Origin of the sequence: Nocardioides sp., assembly GCF_047607365.1 — a bacterium.
In the GTDB taxonomy this organism is placed as follows: domain Bacteria; phylum Actinomycetota; class Actinomycetes; order Propionibacteriales; family Nocardioidaceae; genus Nocardioides.
Map to the genome: position 1 here is coordinate 42,701 of NZ_JASGDD010000219.1, position 24,098 is coordinate 66,798.

Here is a 24,098-nt window from a genome sequence, read left to right on the forward strand (position 1 = left end):
GCACCCCCCTTGCACGACTCGCCAGGATGACGCGCGGCGCGTCTCCCGAATGGTAGGTCTACCTACCCAGACGCGCGAGGGCTCCGTCGATGACGCCGTCCACCTCGGCGATCCTCAGTGCCCGTCCCATCCCGAGGTAGACCGCGAGGAAGACCAGCCCGATCACCCCGCCCTTGACCAGGCTGAGCGCGACCCCCGACGCGTCGCCGAGCCACGGCACGGCCAGGAGCAGGAGCGCGCAGACGCCCGCCGCGACGGCGACGGCGACGACCAGGCGCACCAGGAAGCGGACCAGCACGGGCGTCCGGAGCCCACCCAGCCGCCGGGAGAGCACGCCATAGGAGAGGCAGGCGCCGACGGCGTACGACGTCGTGTAGGCGATCACGAGGGCCGAGGCGACGTGCCGCGGCTCGACGGCGTGCACGGCGACGAGCGCGACGACGACGTTGGTCAGCGCGACAGCGCACTGGATCGCGAAGACGACGCGGTTCTCCTCGCGGGCGTAGAAGCCGCGCAGCACGAGGTAGTGGACCGTGAACGCGACGAGGCCGCCCCCGAACAGCGCGAGCGGAGCGACGTAGTTGTCGACCGTCGGCGCCGCGGCGCCCCAGCCCCAGATCACCGTGGCCATCGGCCGTGCGACGAACGGCAGCACCGCGGCGAACGGGACGACCAGCGCCAGGGCGGTCCGCAGCGTGGGTGCCAGCGTGCGGGCGAGGCCGCGCGCGTCGGCGGCGGCCGCCGCGGCGGAGAGCCGGGGGAGGATCGCCGTCGCGATCGAGACCGTGACGATCGCGTGCGGGACCATGATGATGAGGAAGGCCGAGGAGTAGACGGTGTAGCCGGCACCCTCCGACGTCCGGCCGGCGGTGCCGAGCGAGGCGAGACGGACGACGACGGCGTACGCGATCTGGTTGACGATCACGAAGAGCACGGTCCAGACCCCGAGGCGCAGGGTGTGTCCCAGTCCCGACTCGCGGAAGTCCCAGCGCGGTCGCAGTGAGACGCCGGCCGCGCGGAGGTAGGGCACCAGCACGAGGAGCTGGGCGACGATGCCGGCGGTGGAGCCGAGGCCGAGCAGCCACTCGCGTCCTGCCGAGAAGCCCTCCGCCTTCGCGTCGTCGGCACCGAACACCACGAGATAGACGACCAGGGTCCCGACGGCGACGACGTTGTTGATGATCGGCGCCCACATCATCGGACCGAACCGGCCGCGGGCGTTGAGCACCTGCCCGACCAGCACGAACATGCCGTAGAAGAAGACCTGCGGCAGGCACAGTCGCGCGAACATGACGCACGACTCGAAGGACTCCTCGCTCCAGTCGGAGGAGACGAAGATCCGCATCAGCCACGGCGCGGCGATCACGAGGAGCACCGTCACCACCCCGAGGAAGGCGCAGACGAGCGTGAGGACCCGCGACGTGTACGCCGCGCCCCCGTCCGGGTCGCGTCTCATCGCCCGGACCAGCTGCGGCACGAGCACGGCGTTGACCACGCCCCCCGCCAGCAGGATGTAGAGCATGTTCGGGATCGTGTTGGCGATGTTGAAGACGTCGGCGTGGATCAGGTTGCCGAGCGCGGCCGCCAGCAAGATCGAGCGGACGTAGCCGCTCAGCCGGGAGACGATCGTCCCGGCCGCCATGACGGCGCTGCTGCGCAGGACCGACTGCTGCTCGCTCACCCGGCGGTCTCGCTCCCGGCTTCGTCCCCGCTCGGATCGGCGGCGTCGCGGCGGGACTTGCGGATCCGGCGGACCAGGCGAGCGCCGATCGCGCCGAAGAGGAGCGCGGCGCCGACCGCGAGGAAGAGCCAGATGATCCGTGAGACCTGCGCCGCGCGCACCGGCAGCGACGTGCTCAGGCCGAAGCGCTCGCCGTCGGTGTCGGTGAGGACCAGCACCACGTTGTGCACCCCGGCGCGGGCGTGCGCGGCCTGGAGGGCGACGGTGGCCGAGGCGCCGGGCGCGATCTCGACCGGGTCGGGCGTGGAGATCGAGATGCCCTCGTCGGTGACCGGCTTCAGCCGGACGGTCACGGACTGGTCGAGCCCGTTGGTGATCGTGACGGCGAAGCGACCGCTCGAGCCCGACAGCGTCACCTGGCGCGACGTCCCCACCTGGATCTTGTCGAGGATGGCGTCGAGCACCACCCGGGAGGCGTTGCCGACGTCGGTGCGTGCGGCGCGCCGCTGGTAGGACAGCGTCGTGAGGGCCTCGTCGAGCGTGGCGTCGGCGAGCTGGTCGTTGCCGGTCAGCACCTGCTGGAGGGTCTTGCCGGAGCGGATCAGACCGGCCGCGGAGGCGAACGTCTGCTGGCCGACCGCCCCCGTCGCGGTCTGGTCGGAGACCTCCAGGTGGTCGGGCTCGACCGCCGTCGACGGCTGCCCGGAGATCGCCGCGGCCAGGGGCTGCGGGGTCAGCCAGGTCTGGCGCAGGCCGCGGCCGAGCTCGACCTGGTCCTGGGCGCTCCACCGGCTGGGCAGGGCGACGACCAGGGGCGTGGTGTCGGAGCTCAGGGAGCGGACCGCGGCCTCGGCGAGGACCCGCTGGCGGAACGACGTGCCGGCCAGGCTGTCGTCGGGCCCGGGACCGCCACTGCTGGTGGCCGCGTCGACGGCGACCATCCGGACGCCGTCGGACTGCACCAGGAGCGTGTCGGTCCCCGCGGGCAGGATCTTGTCGCTGATCAGCACCGAGCTCGCGGTGTCCGACTCGTCCAGCAGGTCCACGGTCTCGGTGTTGATCACGCCGCCGAGCGGCGCGTTGACCGGCGTCGACGCGATCCCCCACGCCTCGAGCAGCGTGCTGCTGCGCGCGCGGGCGAGGGCGTACATGTCCGAGTTGTGGGCCGCGGCCCCGGTGAGGTCGAGGTCGCCGTAGGGAAGGGCGAGTACGTCGGCGCCCTGGAGCGCCGTCGACATCCGCTGCCACCAGTCGGCCGCGAGGACGGCCAGGTGCTGCGTCTCCTCGTCGGGCGTGTCCCCGTCGTCCGGCGACGGCTCGGCGGACGGCGACGAGCTCTCGCTCTCCCCGCCGTCGGCGTCGTCACTCCCGTCGCCCTCGTCGCCGTCCTCCGCCGAGGCCGTGAGCTGTCGTGCGGGGTTGCCGGCGGCGAGCTGCTGCACGGCCGCGAGCACGGCGGGATCGACCAGCCAGCTCAGGTCGTGCCCGCCTGGGCCGCTCGCGAGGTCGGCCAGCCGGGCCAGTCGGCCGCCGGTGCCGAGCAGCGTGGCCCACCGCTCGAGCTCGGAGACGCGGCCGTCGCCGGCATGGTTGACCGCCGCGCGGATCGGCACGACGACGGTGGCGGTGACGGCGCTCGCCTTGCGCTTCATCAGGGGCAGGAAGGTCCGTGCCCGGCCGTCTGCGACCTCCTTGCCGTTGTCGTCCTCGGGGCCGCCGCCGCCGAGCGCGTGCACGCCGAACCAGTAGACCCCGGGGGCGCCGACGCCCTTCGCGGTGAGGTCCTTGCGCGGGATGGTCAGGGTGTAGCTCACCGTCTGGCCCGGGTCGATCGACGCGACGGTCAGGTAGTCGCCGGGGACGAGGATCCGCTCGCCCACCGTCGCGTCGGACTCGGTCGCCGCCGCCGCGATCAGCTGCTCCTCGGTCGTCATCGGGCTGGTGCCGACGAAGGGCGCGATGGTGACGTTCGTCCAGGTCTCGGTGTCGTCGTTGGTGACCGTGCCGCTCACCGTGATCGGCCCCTTGCGCGGCACCGAGGTGGGGGTGAGCGAGGTGATCGCGACCTGCAGCGGCGTCGTCTCCTCCACCCGTCGCTGGGCCACGGTCGCGCCGGCGGCCGCGGGGCTCACGCCCGGCAGCAGGACCGCCAGCACAGCGCCCGTCAGGAGCCCCGCCAGCACCCGGACGGGGTGCTGGCGGGGACAGGGCATGCCGGCCACGATATCGGCCGCCGTGCTCGCCTCTCCTATGCTGTCTCCCCGTGTCCGCGACCTCTGGCGACAGCCGTCCGCCGAAGCTGACCGTCGCCGCCGTGCAGCGTCAGGTGAGCGCGGAGCTCGACCGGACCGGCGAGGTGATCGACGAGCTCGGGGCGCTCTTCGCCGGGGCCGGGTTCGAGCTGGCGCTGGTCGGCGGGCCGGTCCGCGACGCGATGCTCGGACGTCCGCACAACGACCTCGACTTCACCACCTCCGCGCGCCCCGACGCGACCGAGGCCCTGCTCCGCCAGTGGATCGCGGGCACGAAGGGCAGCGGCCTGTGGGACATGGGCCGTGACTTCGGGACCATCGGCGCCCGCCGCGGTGCGTGGCAGGTCGAGGTGACGACGTACCGCTCCGAGCACTACGACCCCACCTCCCGCAAGCCCGCCGTCGACTTCGGCGACACGCTGGCCGGCGACCTCGGGCGCCGCGACTTCACCATCAACGCGATGGCCGTCCGCCTTCCCGGCCGCGAGGTCGTCGACCTGTACGGCGGCGTGGTCGACCTCGCGACCGGCGTCCTGCGGACGCCGGGCACCCCGGAGGCCAGCTTCTCCGACGACCCGCTGCGGATGATGCGCGCGGCCCGCTTCGCCGCCCAACTGGGCTTCGACGTGGCGCCGGAGGTGCAGGCGGCCATGACGGCGATGGCCGACCGCATCGCGATCATCAGCGCCGAACGCGTGCGCGACGAGCTGGTCAAGCTGATCTGCGCGCCGTACCCCCGCCGCGGGCTCACGCTCCTCGTCGACACCGGCCTCGCCGACCGGGTGCTCCCGGAGCTCCCGGCGCTGCGCCTCGAGCGCGACGAGCACCACCGCCACAAGGATGTCTACGAGCACACCCTGACGGTGCTCGAGCAGTCGATCGCGCTCGAGGAGCGGCTCGGCCTGGACGAGCCGGACTTCGTGTCGAGGTTCGCGGCGCTCATGCACGACGTCGGCAAGCCGAGGACCCGCCGCTTCGTCGAGGGCGGCGCCGTCACCTTCCACCACCACGACGTCGTCGGCGCCAAGATCACCCGCAAGAGGATGCAGGCGCTGAAGTTCTCCAACGCCGAGACCGACGCCGTCTGCCAGCTCGTCGAGCAGCACCTCCGCTTCCACGGGTACGGCGACGGCGACTGGACCGACGCGGCGGTGCGCCGCTACGTCCGTGACGCGGGCGAGCAGCTCGAGCGGCTGCACATCCTCACGCGTGCCGACTGCACCACCCGCAACCGACGGAAGGCGGAGCGGCTCGCCCGCACCTACGACGAGCTCGAGGCACGGATCGCCGTGCTCGCCGAGGAGGAGGAGCTCGCCGCGCTCCGTCCCGCCCTCGACGGCAACCGGATCATGGAGCTGCTCGGCCTCCCGCCGGGCCGCGAGGTGGGCGAGGCCTACCGGTTCCTCATGGAGCTGCGGCTGGACGAGGGCGTGCTGAGCGAGGCCGAGGCCGAGGAGCGGCTCCGGGCCTGGTGGGCCGAACGCCCCTGAGAAGGGGCTTTCCAACCCGCGCGATTTTCGTACCCTTCTCCGTGGGAGAGGGGGCTCTCGATGGATTTCGACTTCACCGTGCCGACGGGATCGACGTATCCGACGCAGCGTGACGTGGTCACGGCGCTGCGCGAGTTCATCGTCGTCCGCGGCGCGCCGCCGGGCACCGTCTTCCCGGTCACCGTGCTGGCCGAGCGGTTCGGGGTGAGCCCGATCCCGGTCCGGGAGGCACTCAAGACGCTCGTCGGCGAGGGCCTGCTGACCCACGTCCCGCACCGGGGCTATCTCGTGGAGCGGCTGCGCTGGGAGGACTTCGTCGACCGCTCCCGCGTGCTCGCCCTCCTCGAGCAGGAGGCGGCGCGCACCGCGATGACGGCGGCGGACGACGCCGACCGCGCGGCCCTGGCGGCGCTCTTCGACCAGCTCACCGAGGCGCACGCCGTGAGGGATCCGCAGCGCTACCGCGAGGCCGGGGTCGGCTTCCACAGCGCGCTCGTCTCGGCCACCCGCCGGCGGGGCCTGATCGCGACGTTCTTCCAGGTCGCGCGGTCGCTGTCGGCGTACGCGCAGGTGGGGAGCGACGCAGTCGAGCCGCTCGAGCGGACCTATCGCGATCAGGCCGCCATCTGGAGGGCGTTCAGCGACGGAGACACCGAGGGCCTCATCGAGGCGCTGGCCGCCTACGCCGAGACGCGCATCGCCGTCGTCGAGCCCTTCCGGGACGACCCGGCGTACTTCGGGGACTAGACGATGGGGTCGAGCCGGAGGCCGAGTCCGCGGATCACGGTCAGCTTCTCCGGTGCGCGAGCGGCCTCGAGCTTGTCGCGCAGGCCGTTGGCCAGCGCCTCGAGCTTCTTCCGGGCCCGTCGGTCGTCCTCGCCCCAGAGCGCGGCGGCCAGCTCCTGCGTGACGACGATCGAGCCGCGGCGCTGGGAGAGCAGGGCCAGGACCTCGAACTCCAGGCGGCTCAGGTCGGTGGGGAGGCCGTAGGCCGAGACGGTCGGCGCCGGAGGCGGCGTCGGGGCGACGACCTCGACGGCGGGCAGCGGCGGGAGGCCCTCGTGGAGCTGGGGGCGGGGCGCCGAGAACGCGAGCTCGTCGACCGGTGCGGGAGCCATGAGCGGTGCGGAGGCCGCGACGGGTGCCGGAGCCATGGCCGGTGCGGGAGCGGCGACGGGTGCGGGGGCCGCAACCTGCGTGGGAGCGGGGGCCGGAGCGGGGGGCCGCAGCCGGGCGGCCAGCTCGGTCGCCGCCTGGGGTCCGGTGAGCACCTGGTCGGCGCCGACCTCGTGGAAGGCCGCCAGGGCCAGCTCCTGGGGGGCGTCCATGAGGACGACGACCGCACCGGGGTAGCCCTGCTGGCGCAGCGACGCACACAGCGTCAGGGCGGCCTGGACGTCGCCCTCGGCGTCGATGATCACCGCGTGCGCGTAGGGGGCCTCCTCGACGGCACGATGGAAGGAGGACGTCCGGATCCGGCGACCCTCGTGCTCCAGCACGGCGGCGGTGGCCTGCGCCCGGGCGTAGGTCGAGGAGATGAGCAGGAGCTGCTCGATCGCAGCAGGCGCCGAACCGGGTGGCGGCACGGCGGCAGCAGCGCTCGCGTACATGGCTGACATGGCTGAAAGGGTAGGGGTTCTGGGACCAAAGACCCATAAGTCCGGGCCAATATATTCATGAAGCCCCACCGGCGAACGCTAGATTCCGCGGTATGAGCCATGTCACCGCAGCCGTCATCGACGACGAACTCCAGGCCACGATCGCCATCGACGCCCCGCCCGCCCAGGTCTGGGCACTGGTCAGCGACGTGAGGCGGATGGCCGAGTGGAGCCCCCAGGTGGTCCGCTCCGTGGTCCTCGGCGGTCCCGTCCGCCTCGGCACGCGGTTCGTGAACCTCAACCACCAGGGCTGGAAGTACTGGCCCACCAACGCCAAGGTCGTGCGCTTCGAGCCGCACGCCGACTTCGCGTTCCGGATCGCCGAGAACCACACCGTGTGGTCCTTCGGGCTGGAGCCGACGGCGGACGGCGGCACCCTGCTGACCCAGCGCCGCGAGACCCCCGACGGGATCACGACGCTCTCGAACCTCCTGGTCGGGGTCGTGCTCGGGGGGCAGAAGGCGTTCGTCCCGGAGCTGCTCGCCGGCATGACCCAGACCCTCGAGCGGGTCAAGGCCGAGGCCGAGTCGCTCTGAGGCCCCGGGGGACGAGCTCAGTCCGGCCGGAAGATCTCCAGGTCGTCGCGGAAGCCGGCGATCGCCTCCTTGAGGTGCTCGAAGTGGACCGCCGACTCGGTCACCAGCGCCTCGGCGTCCCGCGCGATGAACGCCGCCAGCATCCGGTCGTGCTCGCCGTGGAGGAGCACGCGTCCCTCGGGGGTGACCCGCGTCATCGGCCGGGCGGGCTCGGTGATGTTCCACGCCGCCTCGTACATGTGCAGCAGCCGCTGCATCCGCGCGGGCGCGATGAGCGCCATGTGGAACTCGCGGGAGTGCTCGTGATAGCCGCGCTCGTCGCCGACGGCGATCGCCTTCGCCAGGCAGGCGTGCGCGGCCGTCACCGCGTCGTCGTCCACCATCGACGCGTGCCGGACGGCGTTGCGCAGCGCTGAGGCCTCGAGCGCCTGGCGCACGTCGTAGAGCTCGCGGAACTCGGCGAAGGTCAGCTTGGCCACGCTGTAGCCCACGTGCGGGGTGTGCTCGACCAGCCCCTCGCCGGTCAGCAGCTTGAGCGCCTCCCGGACGGGGATCTGGCTGACGCCGAAGAACGCCGCCACGGCGTCGATCGGGATCAGCGTCCCGGGCGGCTCGTCCCCGCTGAGGATCGCCCGGCGCAGGTCCTCGATCACCCGCGGCGCCCGGCCCTCCTCGGCGGTGTTCACCAGCCGGGAGGTGAAGATCGAGCGTCTGCGGGTGCCCTGCATGGCGGCGAGGCTAGACGAACGCCTTGACCGGCGGCGTTGCGAACTCGTTGCGCTTGGAGGTCGCGAGCCCGAGCCGGACGAGCTTCTCGGCCTCGGCCGTCGCCGCGGCGACGCCGTCGACGACGGGCACGCCGAGCTCGGCCGAGATGTGCGCGCAGAGGTCCGCCATGCCCGCGCAGCCCAGGACGACCGCCTCCGAGCCGTCGCTCTCGAGTGCCGAGCGGCAGGCCTCGGTGATGGTGGCCCGCGCGAGCGGGTCGGTCTCGAGCTCGATGACCGGGATCTCGCAGGCATGGATCCCGGCGCAGCGGCCGGCGACGCCGTACTCGTGGGCGAGGTCCCAGGTGTGGCCGATCACCCGGGAGAGGGTGGTGACCACGGAGAAGCCGCGGGCGAGGTACGTCGCCGTGCGCATCGCCGCCTCGGCGATCCCGACGACGGGCGCCTCGGTGATCTCCCGGGCCGCGAGCAGGCCGGGGTCGCCGAAGCAGGCGATCACGAAGGCGTCGTACCCCGCCTCGGCGCCTGCCCGGACCGTCTCGAGGAGGTGCGGGATCGCGATCGCCTCGTCGAAGTGGCTCTCGATGGAGACCGGTCCCGACGGGGGGTTGACCGCGTCGACGGTCACGCCCGGGCTGACGGCAGCCCGGGCGCACCCCTCGATCAGAGCGGTCATCGACGCCGTGGTGTTCGGGTTGATGACCAGGATCCGCATGGTGGCTCAGGCCTCCACCGGGTCCGGCAGGCCGGCCGCCGCGCGGCGGTCGGCGCTGCCGGCGACGTTGAGGGCCAGCGCGATCACGTAGTAGGCCGCGAAGCCGGCGCCGCAGCCGATGAACCAGCTGTACTTGCTGAGCCAGTCGATCGGCGACTCGCCGCTGGAGGCGACGAGGTCCCACACCTTGGGCACGATGACCGAGCCCAGGGAGAAGACCGCGCTGATCGCCAGCGCGTAGACGGCGGCGAGGTTGTAGCCCTTGGTGTAGTAGTACTCGCCGTCCTCCTCGAGGGTGAAGAGGTCGTCCACGACGATCCTCTGCTGCCGGATCAGGTAGTAGTCCGCGATCACGATGCCGAAGAGCGGGCCGATCAGGCCGCCGAGGATGCCGAGCGTCCAGAAGATCGCGTCGTCGTTGCTGTACCAGTTCCAGGGAGTGACGATGATCGAGCCGAAGGCGGCGATCATGCCGCCCATCCGCCAGCTGATCCTCTGCGGGCTGACGTTGGAGAAGTCGAACGCCGGGCTGATGAAGTTGGCCACGATGTTGATGCCGATGGTGGCGATGACGAACGTCGCGCCGCCGAGCAGGATGACGAAGGTGTTGTCGTAGCGCTGCACCGTCTCGATCGGGTCGGTGAGCAGCTCGCCGTAGACCGGGACCGTCGCCGCCGCCGTGAGGACGGTGAGCAGCGAGAAGAGGATGAAGTTGAGCGGCAGCCCCCAGAGGTTGCCCTTCTTCACCTCGTCGAAGCTCTTCGCGTAGCGCGAGAAGTCGCCGAAGTTGAGCATCGGGCCGGAGAAGTACGACACCACCGAGGCCGTCGCCGCCAGGAGGGCCCACACCAGCGACCAGCCGCTGAGCTGGATCGAGGAGAGGTTGAGGCTGATGTCGAAGTCCGCCTTGAACAGCATCGAGACGCAGAGGACCAGCATGACGACGTACACGGCGGGGCCGGCGAAGTCGATGAACTTCCGGATCATGTCCATGCCGCGCCAGAAGAGCGCCGCCTGCAGCACCCAGAGGATCGCGTAGCTGACGTAGCCGAGCACGGAGAGCCCGAGGAAGCCGTGCACGTCGACGTCGGCCCAGTCGGCGAGCCCGGGCCAGAGCTTGAGGAAGACGATGTTGAGCGACTCGGCGGCGAGGAAGGTCTGCACGCCGTACCAGGCGACCGCGATGAGGCCGCGGATGATCGCCGGGATGTTCGCGCCGAGGACGCCGAAGGAGGCGCGGCTGGTGACGGGATAGGGGACGCCGGCGACCTGGCTCGGCTTGGCGACCAGGTTGACGAAGAACTGCACGATGACGATGCCGACGATGAGGCAGACGAAGACCTGCCAGGCGTTGAGGCCGATGGCGAAGAGCGAGCCCATCGTCACGTAGCCGCCGACGCTGTGCACGTCGGACATCCAGAACGCGAAGATGTTGTAGGCGCCCCACTTCTGCTCCTTGAGCGGGGCGAGGTCCTCGTTGGTGAGCCGCGGGTCGTACTCGCGCTGCGGCACGCCGCGGCCCGGGGGATAGCCGGCGGCCTCGACGAGGTCCGCCTGGGCAGGCAGGTCGGTCATGGGAACTCCTCGGGTGGGTGGTCGATGAGCCGACCGTAGGAATCCCGTGTTTCCGTCGCCGTGACCGCGGTTGAACCTCGTGTCACGGGAAAGATATAGGCGTCGCCGTCTCCTATCGGCTCCAGGTGATCAGCTGGTCGAAGGCGCCGGCCTTGCGCACCCTGAGGGTCAGCCGGTGCTTGCCGGGGGGCAGCGACCACGAGGCGGTGTGCCACACCGGTCGTCTGGTCGCGCCCTTGAAGCTGATCGTGCCGACCTTCCGGCCGTCGATGAACACGACGGCCGTGCCGCCGCGGGTGAAGGTGCCGTAGGTGAGGTCGAACCGCGAGCCGCTGACCGTGTGCCTCAGGACGCCGTGGCCGAGGCAGTAGTGCCGCAGGTGGGCCGTCGGCTCCTTGACCTTGCGCCAGCGTCCCTTGCTGGCGAAGCCCACGGCCCTGCCCTTCTTGCAGTTGATGTCCCGCAGGGTCCGGGTCTGCACGGTCGTGGTGTTCGTCGTGGTGTTCGTGGTGGTGCCTGTCGAGCCTCCGCCCGGGGAGCCGGTGCCGGGACCGGCCGTGACGGTGATCGTGACGGTCGCCGAGTCGCTGAGGCCCTCGGGGTCCACGACCGTCAGGACGGCCGTGTAGGTGCCGGCCTCCGTGTAGGCGTGGGTGGGGTCGGCGCCCTCGACCTTCCCGGTGCCGTCGCCGAAGCTCCAGAAGTAGTCCAGGTCGTCGGGGGTCTCGGCATCCGTGCTGCCCGCCGCGGAGAACGACACGGCGGTCCCGGTCGTCGTGCTCGTCGGCGTGGCCGAGGCCACGGCGGTCGGCGCGGTGTTCGCCTCCGGTGTCTCCTCGGCGTACCCGTAGTCGAGGGAGCCGCACCCGGCGCCCCGCGTGAACGTCACGTCGCCGGTGAGGTTGCCGGCGGGCGCGGCGTCGGTGCCGCTCATCGAGTCCACGGTGAAGGAGAGGCAGTCGTAGCCGAACTCCCAGTTGCCCGAGGCGCTGGAGGGGTCGGTGTAGTTGTCGATCCAGGGGTCGGACGAGGCGTCGCTGAAGATCGACCGCCCGCTGTCCGCGGTGAACGCGGCGTCGTTCAGGTCGGGCGTCTCCGATCCGGCCTCGGGGGTGGAGTCGAGCGGGGACTGGGCGGGCGGGTCGTCGGTGCCGACGTTGCCGTAGCCGTGCGCCTCGTCGGTGTAGGCGAGGTAGAGGCCCGCGCCGAACCCGATCGCGTCGCGGTCGTTCTCGCCGTGGCTGTCGTAGTCGAAGCCGGAGCGGTCGCGCATCTCGAGGTAGTAGGCGTGGTCCTGCTCCGACGCGGCGCCCGCCTCGAGGTACTTCCAGCCCTTGGTGCAGCTCGACGCCACCCTCAGGTCGTCCCGGCAGCCGCCGTTGTAGACGGTGGTGTCGTCGGGACCGCCGCTGGTCTCGAAGTCGCTCGACCAGAGGGTCTTCTCGACCCCGTCGACGGTCGCGACCACCTTCAGGTCGTCGATGAACCACCCCGGCCCGGCGAAGCCCGGGTCCGTCGCGTAGCTCAGCCGCAGCGCGCCGTGCTGGGCCCCTGCGAGGTCGCTGATGTCGAAGCTGTCGGAGACGAACTCCGGGTCGGTGTAGGTGCCGAGCAGCCGGTCGGTGGCCGCCGTGCCGGCGGCGTACGAGCCGCTGGATCCGGTGATGCCGTTGGAGTAGGTGGACTGGCAGGCCACCGAGTTGGGGTTGCCGGTCAGGCTCGAGGCATCGGTCGTGTAGCCGTTGTCGGAGGCGTGCGAGGTGTAGGTCGCGCCGCCGTCCTTCGTCGTGAGCACGAAGCCGTAGTCGTAGTCCCACTCGATGCTCCAGCGGGACTTCATCTCCAGCTTCACGCTCGTGCCCTCGGGGAGGCTGCTCAGGCCCGGGATCGCGAGATCCAGGTTGTGGCCGCCGGTGGGGGCGCAGCCGAAGTCGTTGCCCGAGCCCGACCACCACAGGTGACTGGGCGTGGCCTTGTCGCCGCTGTCGAACGCCGAGGAGTCCAGCAGGGTGCGGCCGGGCAGCTTGGCGACGTACATCTGCGAGTTGTGGACGGTGCCGTCGGTCCCGTCCGTGAGCGTGTACGACGTCCCGTCGGGCCTCTGCCAGGTGATCGTCCCGGTGTCGTGCTTGGACTCGGTCCAGCCGTGGACGGTCGACGTGCCGTCGGGGATCTCCTGGGGGACGACCCAGCCGAGCTCCTGGCGCCCGTAGGCGTCGATGTTCTGCGACTTGTCGGTCGCCATCAGCGTCCAGTCGCCGTAGGTCTCCCGGCTGCCGGTCGTGTAGAAGTCCGGCAGCCCGAGCGAGTGGCCGTACTCGTGGCTGATCACGCTCGCCTTGTCGATCGCGGTCTCGGGGTTCACGTTGTAGGGGCCGACCCGCACGTAGACCTTGAGGGCGTCGCCCAGGTCGGTCGTCGTCTTGGCGGTGTACGTCGTGTCGGTCCACCACAGCGGCCGGCCCTCGAGGTCCTTGAGCTGGTCGTGGGTGACGAAGCCGGGCAGGCCGGTCGTGGGGTCGGTGTAGGCGCCCGCCAGCGACGACGAGTGTGGCCAGATGTTGTCGTAGGGCAGGGCGTCCTGGGTGCTGTCGGTGCACGCGCCCAGCTGGGAGGCGCCGTTGCCGCCGCAGCCGGCGAAGACGACCATGAAGAAGTCGACGACGCCGTCCTTGTCGGTGTCGTAGTCGGAGTAGTCGATCTCCGGGTCGGCGATCGTCACCGAGTCGGCGACGAGCTTGCCGGTCGGGCCGCAGCCGGAGTCGATGTCCTGGAGCGCCCCGACTCCGGTCTCGGCGCCGACGATCGCCGAGCCGTTGGAGTCCGAGCCGTAGTAGGCGGTGTTGCCGGGCAGGTCGTAGACGCCGTTGGTGATCCGCTCGGGGTAGAGCGCCGAGCCGGTGAGGTCGGTCGGCGAGGAGGCGTAGGTGACGCCCCCCGCGCAGGTGTTCAGGTCGGTGAGCGCCGGGCTGGTGAAGTCGTAGCCCTGGCCGTCCCCGGTGAAGCCGGCGCTGGCGATGTCGGCCGACGGCACCGTGCCGTGCGGGAAGAGCTGGCCCAGCGACATCTCTTGGTAGAGGTTGTAGGTCGATCCCGCGACGCTCGGGCTGTTGATCTTCTCCGCGAGGGACTCGCCGGTGTGGCCGTCCTCGTAGGAGCGGTCGGTGTACTGCACCGGGATGATCGGGAAGGGCCGGTCCCCGTAGCGGGCGGTGTCGTAGGTCTCGTCGGGTGGGATCACCTTCGGCCCGTGGCTGACCGCGGTGACGTCGCTCTGCCCGCCGACGTGGAGGACGGCGGTGCTGGACAGGTCGCGCCAGACGACGGTGTCGAGCTGGGAGGTGGTCGCCGCCTTGGCGGTGAGCACGAGCACGGCGGAGCCCTGGGCGGCGATCGCCCCCGGCGCCCAGGTCACCGACGAGCCGGAGACCGGGTGGGAGCCCGGACCGCTGGCGGTCAGGAGGGTGCTGCCCGTGGGCACGCTGACGGAGATCGTCGGGGTGATCGGGGCGGCGGTGGGGTTGCTGAGGACGATCCGCGAGGGGTACTCGTCTCCGGGCTTCACCCAGCCGACCGAGGAGACGAAGCTGTTCTCGATCGTCAGGGTGGTCGCGGGGAAGTCGATGGTGTGGCTGGTCGCGAGGCTCGCCGGACCGGCCCAGACGCCGGTGGAGCTGTCGGTGTAGCTCGCGTCGACGATCGCGACCGAGAGGCCGGTGGTGTAGGAGCCCGTCGGCGCCGCCAGGCCCGCGGTGACGGAGGCCGGGACGGTGACGCTGTAGCTGCCGTCGCTGCCGGCGGTCTGCTGTGACGATGTCCACAGCGGGGTCGCGGAGTCCGGAGCGGTGACGGCGATCTCGAAGGTCGCGGGCACACCGGTCGTGGTGGCCGGGACGGCTCCTCCGCCTGCTCGGTGCGTCGAGAGCGTGCCGGTGACGGTGAAGGCCTCGCCGGGGGCGGTCGCGGCCCCGGCGCTCACCGTGCCCTGGAGGGTGTTGTAGAGGAAGGTGGACTCGCCGATCGGGTCGGTGCCCTCCAGCACCACCATCCGCACCTGTCCGGGAATCCAGGTGTCGTCGGGCTCGAGATCGACCGAGGCGCTGCCGTCGGTGGCGTCGACGGCGACCGGGAGCGTCGCGAACGCCGTCGTCGCGCCCTCGTGGAAGAGTTCGGCCGTCATCGTGCCCGAGACGTTGGTCGGGGTGAAGGAGAAGAAGGCGCAGCTGTCGCGGTCGATCGACGGGTCGCTCGTGGCGTTGAGCCCGACGCCCACGCAGGGCAGTGGCTGGCGGACCGGCAGGATGTAGAAGAGCATGGCGCCGGTGCTGCCGGCCGCCGGAGTGGCGGTAGGGATCGAGGCACTGCCGGCTCCGGACGTCGCGGCGGTCGCGACGGCGGTGCCGAGGGCGGGTGAGAGGGCGAGCGCGGTGATGGTGGCCGCGATCGCGAGGAGGCGTGCACGGCGGATGGTGGTGCGTGACATGGCCCTCGAGACCTTCCTGAAAAGTCGCTGTGAATGTCAGCACAACGACGAGGTCTCCGGGCCGTTACGAGGGCGACGACGAGTGGTCCCCCTGTGGTCCCCGTGTGGTCGGCACGTGGGGGCCTCGTGGACCGGTCGTGGTCCCGGCGTTGATCGCCGGACGCTCAGAGCGAGGGATCGACCAGGATCTTCGCGTGCACCTCGGGGTTGCCCAGGTCGGAGAAGGCCTGGTCGACCCCGTCGAGACCGACGGTCCCGGTGTGCAGGGGCGACGGGTCGACCTTGCCCGAGGCGATCATGCCCAGCACCTGGTGGAACTCGGCGGGGTCGTAGCCGAAGGCGAACCGCAGGTCGATCTCCTTGTTGATCGCCGCCGCGGGCCGGAAGGTGTCGGGCTCCATGCAGACGCCCACCACCATCACCCGCGTCATGATCGGCGCGGCGGTCACGATCTGCTCGATCATGCCGGGAATGCCGACGCACTCGAAGACCACCGGCCCGGCCGGGGCCTGGCCGAGCAGGTCGGCGTGGAGCAGCGCCTGCTCCCAGGGGAGGAACGGCACCTTGCGGGCGGCGCCGATCGCCGCGATCCCATAGGTCGCGTACGCCGCCGGGCTGGTGATCGGGTCCTTGATCGGCAGGGCGTCCCAGGGCGACTGCTCGCGTGGGTCGACCACGGTGGTCGCGCCGCACTGCTCGGCGAGCGCGCGGCGCGCGGGCGAGAGGTCCGAGGCGACGATCGTGCGGACGCCGGCCGCCTTGAGCATGAGGATGACCGCGAGCCCGATCGGGCCGCAGCCGACGACCAGCACCGGCCGCCCCTTGGCGACCTGCCCACGGCGTACGGCGTGCCAGGCCACCGCCAGCGGCTCGGTGAAGGCGGCACGGTCGGGGTCGACGCCGTCGGGCACGGAGAAGGTGAAGGCCTCCTGCACCACGACGTACTCCGCGTAGGCGCCGGGCGCCTCGGCCTCGAAGCCGGTCAGGTGGATCCCGTCGCCGTCCTGGCGGACGGGGAGCGCGGTGACCAGGGCGCCCGGCTTCCAGCGGCCGCGGGTGCCGGGTCCGTAGGTGACGACCTCGCCGAGGAGCTCGTGCCCGAAGACCACGCCGGCGCCCTCGGCCATGACGCCGGGATAGCCGCTCTCGGTGGCGATCTCGTGGAGCTCGGGCCCGTGGGAGCGGGCATGGAGATCGGACCCGCAGATGCCGGCGCGGACCACGCGCAGCAGGAGCTGCCCGGCCCCGGGCTGGGGCTGGGGGATCGACTCGACGGCGAGCCGGCCGTCGCGGCAGACCACGGCGCGCATGGGTGTCTCCTCGGGGGTGGGGTGCTGGGTGGGTTCAGGCATCGATGACGAGCTCGCCGGCGGCCCGCGAGACGCACAGCAGCATGTGGCTCTCGCGCTCGTAGTCGGCGAGCTTCCGGTCGCGGTGCTGCACGGATCCTTCGAGCACCCGCACCTTGCAGGTGCCGCAGAAGCCCTGCTGGCAGGAGTAGGCCTGGTCCGGCCGCGCCCGGCGTACGGCGGTGAGGGCGGTCTCGTTCGCACCGACCCGCAGCACGGTGTTGTCCGAGGCGAACCGGATGGTGAAGGGCCTCCCCGCGACGACCGGCGGCGGGCTGAACCGCTCGTAGTGCAGCGAGTCGATCTGGGGGTCGGGGATGACCCGGCGGATCGCGTCGATCATGGCGACCGGGCCGCAGGTGTAGAGGCTCGCGCCGAGCGGGGCGAGGCCGATGATCTCGCGGACGTCGGGAGTGCCGCGCTCGTCGTCGGGCCAGACGTGGATGCGCTCCGCCGCGCCGCGGGTGGCTCCCGCGATCTCGGAGATCTCGTCCAGGAACGGCATGGTCTCCCGCGACCGGCCGGTGTAGACGAACTGCCACGGCACCCGGCCCCGTCGGGCGGTGCGGCGCAGCATGGGCAGGATCGGCGTGATCCCGATGCCACCGGCGACGAAGAGGTAGCCGTTGGGGTTGAAGACGAAGGGGAAGGCCTCCCGGGGGCCGCGGACGACGACCTCGTCGCCGACCTCGAGGCCGTGGACCTCGATCGACCCGCCGCCGCCTCCCGCCTCGCGCGGGATCCGGCGCACGGCGATCCGCCAGTGCTGCTTGTCGGATCGGGGTCCGTTGAGGGAGTACTGGCGCAGCCTTCCCGACGGCAGCACGAGATCGATGTGGGCGCCCGGGAACCATGCCGGGAGCGGCTTGCCGTCGACGGCCGCGAACGTCAGCGAGCGTACGTCGGGGCCGAGCTCCTCGACCGCGGTGATCCGCACGTCGAGGTCGCGGTTGACCTGGCCGACCGGGTGGCGGCTCTTCCACGTGTTCTCGGCCAGCGGCAGGAACGCGCGCTCGACGAGGAAGTCGAGGGTGCGCATCGTGCGGTTGGGGGCGGCGGGCCCGACGCGCAGGCTGTTGCCGCCCCCGGTGGGGAGGCTCGTCACGGGGTGACGGCCTCCTCGGCGAGCGCGTCGGCACGGAGCGCTGCCGGGGACTTGGCGAGGTAGGCGACGGCCTGCGAGGTGTTGCCCTCGTGGTCGGGGTGGTACCACGGCGAGAAGAACTTGAGCGAGGAGACGCCGAGCATCAGCGGCCCGGGGACGATGCCCTTCGCCGAGCCCCTGATCCAGTTCAGCAGGCTCGCCTTGTGGCCGGGGTTGGCGGTGTCGTGCGCCAGCAGGTAGCGGACGCCCTGGATCCACAGCCACACGAGGGCCGGGCCGCCGACGCCGTACGCGAGGATCCGGCGGCTGTAGCGGCCGTCGAGGTGCATGAAGACGTCGTAGGCGACCGCGCGGTGCTCGACCTCCTCGGCGCCGTGCCAGCGGAGCAGGTCGAGCATCGTCTCGTCCGCCCCGGCCCTGTCGAGCGCCGGCGAGTTGAGCACCCAGTTGCCGAGTACGGCGGTGAGGTGCTCGATCGCCGCGACGACCGAGACGCGCTGGACCAGCCACTCCTCCTTCGCGCGGCCGGACAGGTCGCGGTCGCCGAGGATGCGCTGGAAGAGCGTCGCCACCTGGGCGACGTAGTCGCGGGTGTCGAGGCCGTGCTCGTCGAAGTAGTCGAGGACGCCCTGGTGCGAGGAGGCGTGCACGCCCTCCTGGCCGATGAACCCGATCACCTCCTCCTTGAGCTGCTCGTCCTGGATCAGGGGGAGGGCCTCGGAGAAGACCTTGACGAACCAGCGCTCGCCCTCGGGCAGGAGCAGGTGGAGGACGTTGATCAGGTGCGAGGCGAAGACCTCGCCCGGGATCCACGCCAGCGGCAGGTCGGTCCAGTCGAAGTGGACGTCCCGCGCCTCGAGCGCGACCTTGGCCGGGGTGTGGAAGCGGTTGACGGCAGGCAGCTTGATGGCCATGACTGTTCTCCCTTGTTCTGAGCCTGGTCAGAGCGTGGTCAGAGGTGATCGATGAACTCGGTGACGTGACGGACGATGAGCGCGGGGTCCTGCTCGACGACCCAGTGGTTGCCGTCGACCAGATGGGTGGTGAGGTCCTCGACGTACGGCGCCGGGGCACCGAACTGGAGGGCCGGGGTGACGTGGGCGTCGTCGCGGGGCGCCAGCACCTGGACGGGCAGCTTGATGGCGGCCGTCCGCGGCCGGATCATCCGGCCGGTGAAGTTGGCGCGGTAGAGCTCGAGGCCGTTGATCGCGTCGCGCTCGGCCACGCCACGGCCGTGCGGCCTGGCGTGCGGGCCGGCGTGCTTGGAGTGGTCGACCAGCCTCCCCAGGACGCCGCGACGGGTGAGCAGCTCCGGGAGGAACGGGAGCTGGAAGGCGAAGACGTACCAGGAGTCGGCGAGCTGCTCGAGGCCGGCGCGCGGGTGCCGCGCGAGGCCGCGGAGCCACTCGCTCGCCATGTCGAGGCTCGGGCCGGAGATGGAGGTGTAGGACAGGATCCGGGGCGCCAGGTCGGGGTCGACGAGCGCGTCCCAGGACTGGATCGAGCCCCAGTCGTGGGCGAGCAGGTGGACGGGTCCGTCGCCGGCGGTGGCCTCGACGACCGCGCCGAGGTCGGCGACCAGGTGCGGGATGCGGTAGCCGTCGCGCGAGAGCGGAGCGTCCGAGGCGCCGGCCCCCCGCACGTCGTAGGTGACCACGTGGAAGCGATCGGCCAGCAGCGCGACGACGCCGTCCCAGACGGTGTGGTCGTCGGGGTAGCCGTGGACGGCGACGATGGTCGGCGCCGCCGGATCGCCCGCCTCGTAGGCGGCGAGGCTCAGCCCGTCCGTGGTCGCGACACTGCGAGTACTCACTCCGGCAAATTACTACGGCGCTGTAGTAAATGCCACGGAGTGGCCTACTCTCGTGCCGTGAAGGCGACTCCCGGAGCGCGCAAGCGTCGGCCCTATGCCGCCCGTGTCCCGATCGCCCGGCGCCGCGAGCAGCTGCTCGACGCCGCCCTCACCATCATCAACCGCGACGGCTACGGCAGCCTCAGCATCGCCAGCGTCGCGGCCGAGGCCGGCGTCACGCGGCCCGTCGTCTACAGCGCGTACGACGACCTCGACTCGCTCGCGCTGGCCCTGCTCGACCGGACGCAGCGCCGCGCGATCGACCAGGTGATGGAGGTGCTGCAGCCGCTCCTGGCCCACGACGTGGACATCCACGCCTGGGTCTCGACCCAGCTGCGGCAGCTGATCGACGTCGTCAGCGCCGACAAGGACACCTGGCGCCCGATCCTCACCCACATCCCCGGGCGCCCGGCGGAGGTCTCCGAGCGGATCGAGCTGTCGCGGACGGCGATCAAGGAGGTCATCGCCGACGTCATCCGGTCGGTCGGGCGCTCGCGGATCGACCCGGTGATCGGCGCCCACGCCGCGCTGGGCACGCTGGAGGAGATCGGCCGGCAGCTGCTCCTGGAGCCGGCGGTCCTCGACGTCGAGGCGTGCATCGAGACCGCCCAGGTGCTGCTCTTCGCGATCGTCGAGACCGCGCCGCGCTGAGCCCGGAACGCGGAGGAGCCCCCGCACCGTGGTGCGGGGGCTCCTCGTCGGGATCGGGCGGTCAGGCGCCGGCGATGAACGCCTCGAGCTGCGCGCGACCCTCGGTGTCCTCGATCTGCACCGGCGGGCTCTTCATGAGGTACGCCGACGCGGGCAGGATCGGGCCGCCGATGCCGCGGTCCTTGGCGATCTTCGCGGCACGCACGGCGTCGATGATGATGCCGGCGCTGTTCGGGGAGTCCCACACCTCGAGCTTGTACTCCAGGTTGAGCGGGACGTCACCGAAGGCGCGACCCTCGAGGCGGACGTAGGCCCACTTGCGGTCGTCGAGCCACGCGACGTAGTCGGACGGGCCGATGTGGACGTTCTTGTCGTGGACCTTGCCGGAGAGCTCGCCGGTGAGGTTCGAGGTGACGGCCTGGGTCTTGGAGACCTTCTTGGACTCCAGGCGCTCGCGCTCGAGCATGTTCTTGAAGTCCATGTTGCCGCCGACGTTGAGCTGGTAGGTGCGGTCCAGCGTGACGCCGCGGTCCTCGAACAGCTTCGCCATCACGCGGTGCGTGATGGTGGCGCCGACCTGGCTCTTGATGTCATCGCCGACGATCGGGACGCCCGCGTCGGTGAACTTCTGCGCCCACTCGGGGTCGGAGGCGATGAAGACCGGGAGCGCGTTGACGAACGCGACGCCGGCGTCGATCGCGGCCTGGGCGTAGAACTTGTCGGCCTCCTCGGAGCCCACCGGGAGGTAGGAGACGAGCACGTCGACCTGGTTGTCCTTGAGGACCTGCACGACGTCGACGTCGGGCGCGGCCGACTCGTCGATCGTCTGGCGGTAGTACTTGCCCAGGCCGTCGAGGGTCGGGCCCTTCTGGACCTCGACGTCGGCGAACGGGACGTCGGCGATCTTGATCGTGTTGTTCTCCGAGGCGTTGATCGCCTCGGAGAGGTCTTTGCCGACCTTCTTGTCGTCGACGTCGAACGCGGCGACGAACTGCACGTCGGAGACGTGGTAGTCACCGAACTGGACGTGCATGAGCCCCGGGACGGCGCTCGAGGCGTCGGCGTCCTTGTAGTACTCGACACCCTGGACGAGGGAGCTGGCGCAGTTGCCGACTCCAGCGATTGCTACGCGTACCGAACCCATCAGGGCTCCTTCCTTACAGTGATCGGATCACTCCGCTCGGCGTTGATGAGGTCGGAGAGCCATCGGACCTCCCGCTCGACCTGCTCCACCCCGTGCCGTTGCAGCTCGGTGGCGTAGCGGTCGACCTCCTTCTGTGTCATGGACAGCTCACGCTGGACCCGGTCGAGTCGCTCCTGGAGCCGGGTGCGGCGCCCTTCGAGGACGCGCAGCCGGATCTCCATGTCGGTGCGGCCGAAGAACGCGAAGCGGATGTCGAAGTTGTCGTCCTCCCAGGCGGTGGGACCCACCTCCGACATCAGCCGCTCGAACTCCCGGTGACCGGCCTCGGTGACCTTGTAGACGATGCGCGGGCGACGCGTCACGGGGGTGAGCGTCGCGGTCTCCTCCTCGATGAGGGTGGCCCGCAGCATCTTCTTCAACGTGGGGTAGAGGGAGCCGTAGGACAGCACCCGACCCCAACCGAGCATGAGATTGAGCCGCTTGCGCAGCTCATAGCCGTGCATGGGTCCCTCGTGCAGCAGTCCGAGGACTGCGAGCTCGATGGTCTCTGCGCGACGTGCCACGGATACATCGTAGCGATATATCCGCGTGTTGCGAACTCACGACACATATTCGTTGCCCCGGTCGTCGCGCGGTTCGCCGCGGGCGGCGGCACCCGTACTCTCTTCACTCGTGAGTGGCACGAGGTCTGCGCGCCGGAAGGCGCCCGTACGCCGGAAGCGACCCCCCAAGAAGAACCTCGGCGTCAAGGGCTGGGTGCTCAAGGGCCTCAAGTGGGGCTCGATCGCCGGCCTGTCGCTCTTCGTCCTCCTCGTCGTGGTCGGCTTCATCGCCTACCAGCGGACGAAGATCCCGGACCCCAACGAGGCGTTCCAGACCCAGACGTCCTACATCTACTACGCCGGTGGCAAGACGAAGGTCGGCCAGTTCGCGCAGCAGAACCGCGAGTCCATCCCCTACTCGGAGATGCCCGAGTGCATCAAGAGCGCGGTCGTCGCCGCGGAGGACCGCACGTTCTGGACCAACAAGGGCATCGACCCGAAGGGCATCCTCCGCGCGGCCTTCTCCAACGCCCAGGCGGGCGAGATCACCGGCGGCGCGTCGACGATCACCCAGCAGTACGTGAAGATCCTCTACCTCAACCAGGAGCGGACCTACACCCGCAAGATCAAGGAGGCCTTCCTCTCGCTCAAGCTGCAGCGGCAGAAGAGCAAGCAGGAGATCCTCGAGGGCTACCTCAACACCATCTACTTCGGCCGCGGCGCCTACGGCGTCCAGGCCGCGTCGAAGGCCTTCTTCGGGACCTCGGCGTCCAAGCTCGACCTCGGCCAGTGCGCGCTCCTCGCGTCGGTGCTCAACAACCCGACCCGGCTCAACCCCGACAACACCGGCGACAGCGGGGTCAACACCGCGCTCCTGGCGCGCTATCGCTACGTCCTCGACGGGATGGCGAGCGCGGGCGACATCACCGACAGCGAGGCGGCCGAGACCGAGGCCAGCCTGCCGAAGGTCTCCAAGCAGAGGAGCTCCTCGTCCAAGGGCGGGCAGAAGGGCTTCATGCTCACGCTGGTCGAGAACGAGCTCAACGACCTCGGGTTCTCCGACCAGGAGATCACCGGCGGCGGGCTCCGGGTGACGACGACCTTCAGCCGCAAGGCCATGGCCAACGCCGAGGCGGCCGTGAAGGAGGTCGCGCCGACGACCGCGAAGGACGGCTCGAAGATCACCGACAAGGAGCTGCACGTCGGCGTCGCCTCGGTGGTGCCCGGCACCGGGGCGCTGGTCGGCTTCTACGGCGGCCAGGACTTCCTCACGTCCGAGATCAACTGGGCCTCGGCCGGCGGCATGGCCGGCTCGACCATGAAGCCCTTCACCCTGACGGCGGCGATCCAGGCGGGCTTCTCGCTCAAGGACACCTTCGACGGCAACTCGCCCTTCACCTATCCGGGCTCCACGCTCCAGGTGCACAACGAGGGCGAGCAGGCCGGTGAGGCCAACGGCCACTCCTACGGCTCGCACATCACCGCCATCTACGCCCTCGAGCAGTCGGTCAACACCGCCTTCGTCGACATGTCGAGCTCCATCCCGAAGGGCTCGGAGAAGATCTACGACACCGCGACCAAGATGGGCCTCGCGCCGCAGGAGGCCGATCAGGACCTGCCGGGCATCCCGTCCACGACGCCGGACCTCGACCCCTCCGACGCGCTCATCACGCTCGGCAAGGCGCAGGTCAGCCCGATCAACCTCGCCAACGCCTACGCCACCATCGCCGCCGGCGGCAAGCGGTCCGACGTGCACGTCGTGACCAAGGTCGTCGACCGCAACGGCGTCGTGCGCTACCAGTGGAAGGACCAGGGCGAGCAGGTGGTCGACGAGGACATCGCCGCCGACGTCTCCTACGCCATGCAGCAGGTGGTCAAGGCCGGCACCGGCCGCGCGGCGCTGGCGCTGGGCCGCCCGGCGGCCGGCAAGACCGGAACGGCGACGAACGACGACGGCGACGTCTCCTCGGCCTGGTTCACCGGGTTCACCCCGCAGCTCTCGACGGCCGTGATGTACGTCCGCGGCAAGGGCCGTGGCCAGCTGGACGGCTGGATGCCGTCGTACTTCGGCGCGGACTATCCGACCGACACCTGGCTCGCGGTGATGAAGGCCGACCTCGAGGGCACCGAGGAGATCGACTTCCCCGACCCGGTCTACGTCGACGGCGACGCTCCCGACGACAAGCACGGCGCCAACCTCGCCTCGCCGACCGCGAAGCCGAAGGCGACGAAGTCGGCGACGGCGAAGGCGACCAGGACGGCCACGGCCGCGCCGACGACCGCCGCTCCGGCCACGACGAGCGCGGCGCCCACCACGAGCGCCGCCGCGCCGACGAC

Annotated in this window: 18 protein-coding genes; 5 read left to right on the plus strand and 13 right to left on the minus strand. The window is 70.9% G+C overall.

The genetic code is table 11. From position 1 onward, the window contains the following. Nucleotides 1–58: 58 nt before the first annotated feature. Both murJ and QM572_RS17120 read right to left on the minus strand, forming a co-directional pair. Nucleotides 59–1,681, minus strand: coding sequence for a murein biosynthesis integral membrane protein MurJ (gene murJ, locus QM572_RS17115; RefSeq protein ID WP_415095179.1), 1,623 nt, complete (start codon nt 1,679–1,681; stop codon nt 59–61). Then, a complete protein-coding gene (locus tag QM572_RS17120; protein WP_415095180.1) occupies nt 1,678–3,894 on the minus strand; it encodes a DUF6049 family protein in 2,217 nt (738 codons plus the stop codon). Before QM572_RS17120 ends, murJ begins: the two co-directional genes overlap by 4 nt. Before the next feature lie 101 nt (nt 3,895–3,995). Here QM572_RS17120 and QM572_RS17125 point away from each other — a divergent pair, with 101 nt between their 5' ends. Beyond that, a complete protein-coding gene (locus tag QM572_RS17125) occupies nt 3,996–5,423 on the plus strand; it encodes a CCA tRNA nucleotidyltransferase (protein ID WP_415095198.1) in 1,428 nt (475 codons plus the stop codon). Nucleotides 5,424–5,483: 60 nt separating this feature from the next. Continuing rightward, nucleotides 5,484–6,170, plus strand: coding sequence for a GntR family transcriptional regulator (locus QM572_RS17130; RefSeq protein WP_415095181.1), 687 nt, complete (start codon nt 5,484–5,486; stop codon nt 6,168–6,170). Here the strand turns inward: QM572_RS17130 and QM572_RS17135 are convergent. Beyond that, nucleotides 6,167–7,042 carry a helix-turn-helix domain-containing protein gene (locus tag QM572_RS17135; protein ID WP_415095182.1) on the minus strand — a complete coding sequence of 292 codons (876 nt, stop codon included), beginning with the start codon at nt 7,040–7,042 and terminating at the stop codon, nt 6,167–6,169. The genes QM572_RS17130 and QM572_RS17135 overlap by 4 nt on opposite strands. Before the next feature lie 92 nt (nt 7,043–7,134). On the opposite strand from QM572_RS17135, the gene QM572_RS17140 reads away from it, so the two are divergent. Further along, nucleotides 7,135–7,617, plus strand: a complete 483-nt coding sequence (locus tag QM572_RS17140) for an SRPBCC family protein (protein WP_415095183.1) — start codon at nt 7,135–7,137, stop codon at nt 7,615–7,617. A 17-nt stretch (nt 7,618–7,634) separates the two neighbouring features. Here the strand turns inward: QM572_RS17140 and QM572_RS17145 are convergent, their stop codons facing one another. From QM572_RS17145 to QM572_RS17180, 8 genes are all read right to left on the minus strand, one after another. After that, nucleotides 7,635–8,345, minus strand: coding sequence for a GntR family transcriptional regulator (locus tag QM572_RS17145; protein WP_415095184.1), 711 nt, complete (start codon nt 8,343–8,345; stop codon nt 7,635–7,637). Between the two features lie 10 nt (nt 8,346–8,355). After that, the gene (locus tag QM572_RS17150; protein ID WP_415095185.1) at nt 8,356–9,060 is read right to left on the minus strand and encodes an aspartate/glutamate racemase family protein; all 705 of its coding nucleotides are present in this window, start codon (nt 9,058–9,060) and stop codon (nt 8,356–8,358) included. Nucleotides 9,061–9,066: 6 nt separating this feature from the next. Further along, on the minus strand, nt 9,067–10,635 hold the full coding sequence (locus tag QM572_RS17155; protein ID WP_415095186.1) for an NCS1 family nucleobase:cation symporter-1: 1,569 nt from the start codon (nt 10,633–10,635) through the stop codon (nt 9,067–9,069). A gap of 112 nt (nt 10,636–10,747) precedes the next feature. Then, the gene (locus QM572_RS17160) at nt 10,748–15,118 is read right to left on the minus strand and encodes a PKD domain-containing protein (RefSeq protein ID WP_415095187.1); all 4,371 of its coding nucleotides are present in this window, start codon (nt 15,116–15,118) and stop codon (nt 10,748–10,750) included. Nucleotides 15,119–15,282: 164 nt separating this feature from the next. Beyond that, nucleotides 15,283–16,428, minus strand: a complete 1,146-nt coding sequence (locus QM572_RS17165; RefSeq protein ID WP_415095188.1) for a zinc-binding dehydrogenase — start codon at nt 16,426–16,428, stop codon at nt 15,283–15,285. A gap of 34 nt (nt 16,429–16,462) precedes the next feature. Further along, nucleotides 16,463–17,572, minus strand: coding sequence for a PDR/VanB family oxidoreductase (locus QM572_RS17170; RefSeq protein ID WP_415095189.1), 1,110 nt, complete (start codon nt 17,570–17,572; stop codon nt 16,463–16,465). Next, a complete protein-coding gene (locus tag QM572_RS17175) occupies nt 17,569–18,486 on the minus strand; it encodes a metal-dependent hydrolase (protein WP_415095190.1) in 918 nt (305 codons plus the stop codon). The genes QM572_RS17170 and QM572_RS17175 overlap by 4 nt, the downstream gene beginning before the upstream one ends. Before the next feature lie 38 nt (nt 18,487–18,524). Beyond that, on the minus strand, nt 18,525–19,385 hold the full coding sequence (locus QM572_RS17180; protein WP_415095191.1) for an alpha/beta fold hydrolase: 861 nt from the start codon (nt 19,383–19,385) through the stop codon (nt 18,525–18,527). 57 nt (nt 19,386–19,442) lie between these two features. On the opposite strand from QM572_RS17180, the gene QM572_RS17185 reads away from it, so the two are divergent. Next, on the plus strand, nt 19,443–20,075 hold the full coding sequence (locus QM572_RS17185; protein ID WP_415095192.1) for a TetR/AcrR family transcriptional regulator: 633 nt from the start codon (nt 19,443–19,445) through the stop codon (nt 20,073–20,075). Between the two features lie 61 nt (nt 20,076–20,136). On the opposite strand, the gene QM572_RS17190 is transcribed toward QM572_RS17185, so the two are convergent. Beyond that, entirely contained in the window at nt 20,137–21,219 is a 1,083-nt protein-coding gene (locus QM572_RS17190) for an inositol-3-phosphate synthase (RefSeq protein ID WP_415095193.1), read from the minus strand. Next, the gene (locus QM572_RS17195) at nt 21,219–21,782 is read right to left on the minus strand and encodes a PadR family transcriptional regulator (protein WP_415095194.1); all 564 of its coding nucleotides are present in this window, start codon (nt 21,780–21,782) and stop codon (nt 21,219–21,221) included. The genes QM572_RS17190 and QM572_RS17195 overlap by 1 nt, the downstream gene beginning before the upstream one ends. Before the next feature lie 109 nt (nt 21,783–21,891). On the opposite strand from QM572_RS17195, the gene QM572_RS17200 reads away from it, so the two are divergent. Further along, on the plus strand, nt 21,892–24,098 hold a 2,207-nt coding region (locus QM572_RS17200; protein WP_415095195.1), incomplete at its 3' end, for a transglycosylase domain-containing protein.

Excerpts from the sequence above, each read along its gene's own strand:
- QM572_RS17120 (WP_415095180.1), bottom strand. The coding sequence starts at position 3,894 with ATGCCCTGTCCCCGCCAGCACCCCGTCCGGGTGCTGGCGGGGCTCCTG.
- QM572_RS17130 (WP_415095181.1), top strand. The coding sequence starts at position 5,484 with ATGGATTTCGACTTCACCGTGCCGACGGGATCGACGTATCCGACGCAG.
- QM572_RS17135 (WP_415095182.1), bottom strand. The coding sequence starts at position 7,042 with ATGTCAGCCATGTACGCGAGCGCTGCTGCCGCCGTGCCGCCACCCGGT.
- QM572_RS17140 (WP_415095183.1), top strand. The coding sequence starts at position 7,135 with ATGAGCCATGTCACCGCAGCCGTCATCGACGACGAACTCCAGGCCACG.
- QM572_RS17145 (WP_415095184.1), bottom strand. The coding sequence starts at position 8,345 with ATGCAGGGCACCCGCAGACGCTCGATCTTCACCTCCCGGCTGGTGAAC.
- QM572_RS17150 (WP_415095185.1), bottom strand. The coding sequence starts at position 9,060 with ATGCGGATCCTGGTCATCAACCCGAACACCACGGCGTCGATGACCGCT.
- QM572_RS17155 (WP_415095186.1), bottom strand. The coding sequence starts at position 10,635 with ATGACCGACCTGCCTGCCCAGGCGGACCTCGTCGAGGCCGCCGGCTAT.
- QM572_RS17160 (WP_415095187.1), bottom strand. The coding sequence starts at position 15,118 with ATGTCACGCACCACCATCCGCCGTGCACGCCTCCTCGCGATCGCGGCC.
- QM572_RS17165 (WP_415095188.1), bottom strand. The coding sequence starts at position 16,428 with ATGCGCGCCGTGGTCTGCCGCGACGGCCGGCTCGCCGTCGAGTCGATC.
- QM572_RS17175 (WP_415095190.1), bottom strand. The coding sequence starts at position 18,486 with ATGGCCATCAAGCTGCCTGCCGTCAACCGCTTCCACACCCCGGCCAAG.
- QM572_RS17190 (WP_415095193.1), bottom strand. The coding sequence starts at position 21,219 with ATGGGTTCGGTACGCGTAGCAATCGCTGGAGTCGGCAACTGCGCCAGC.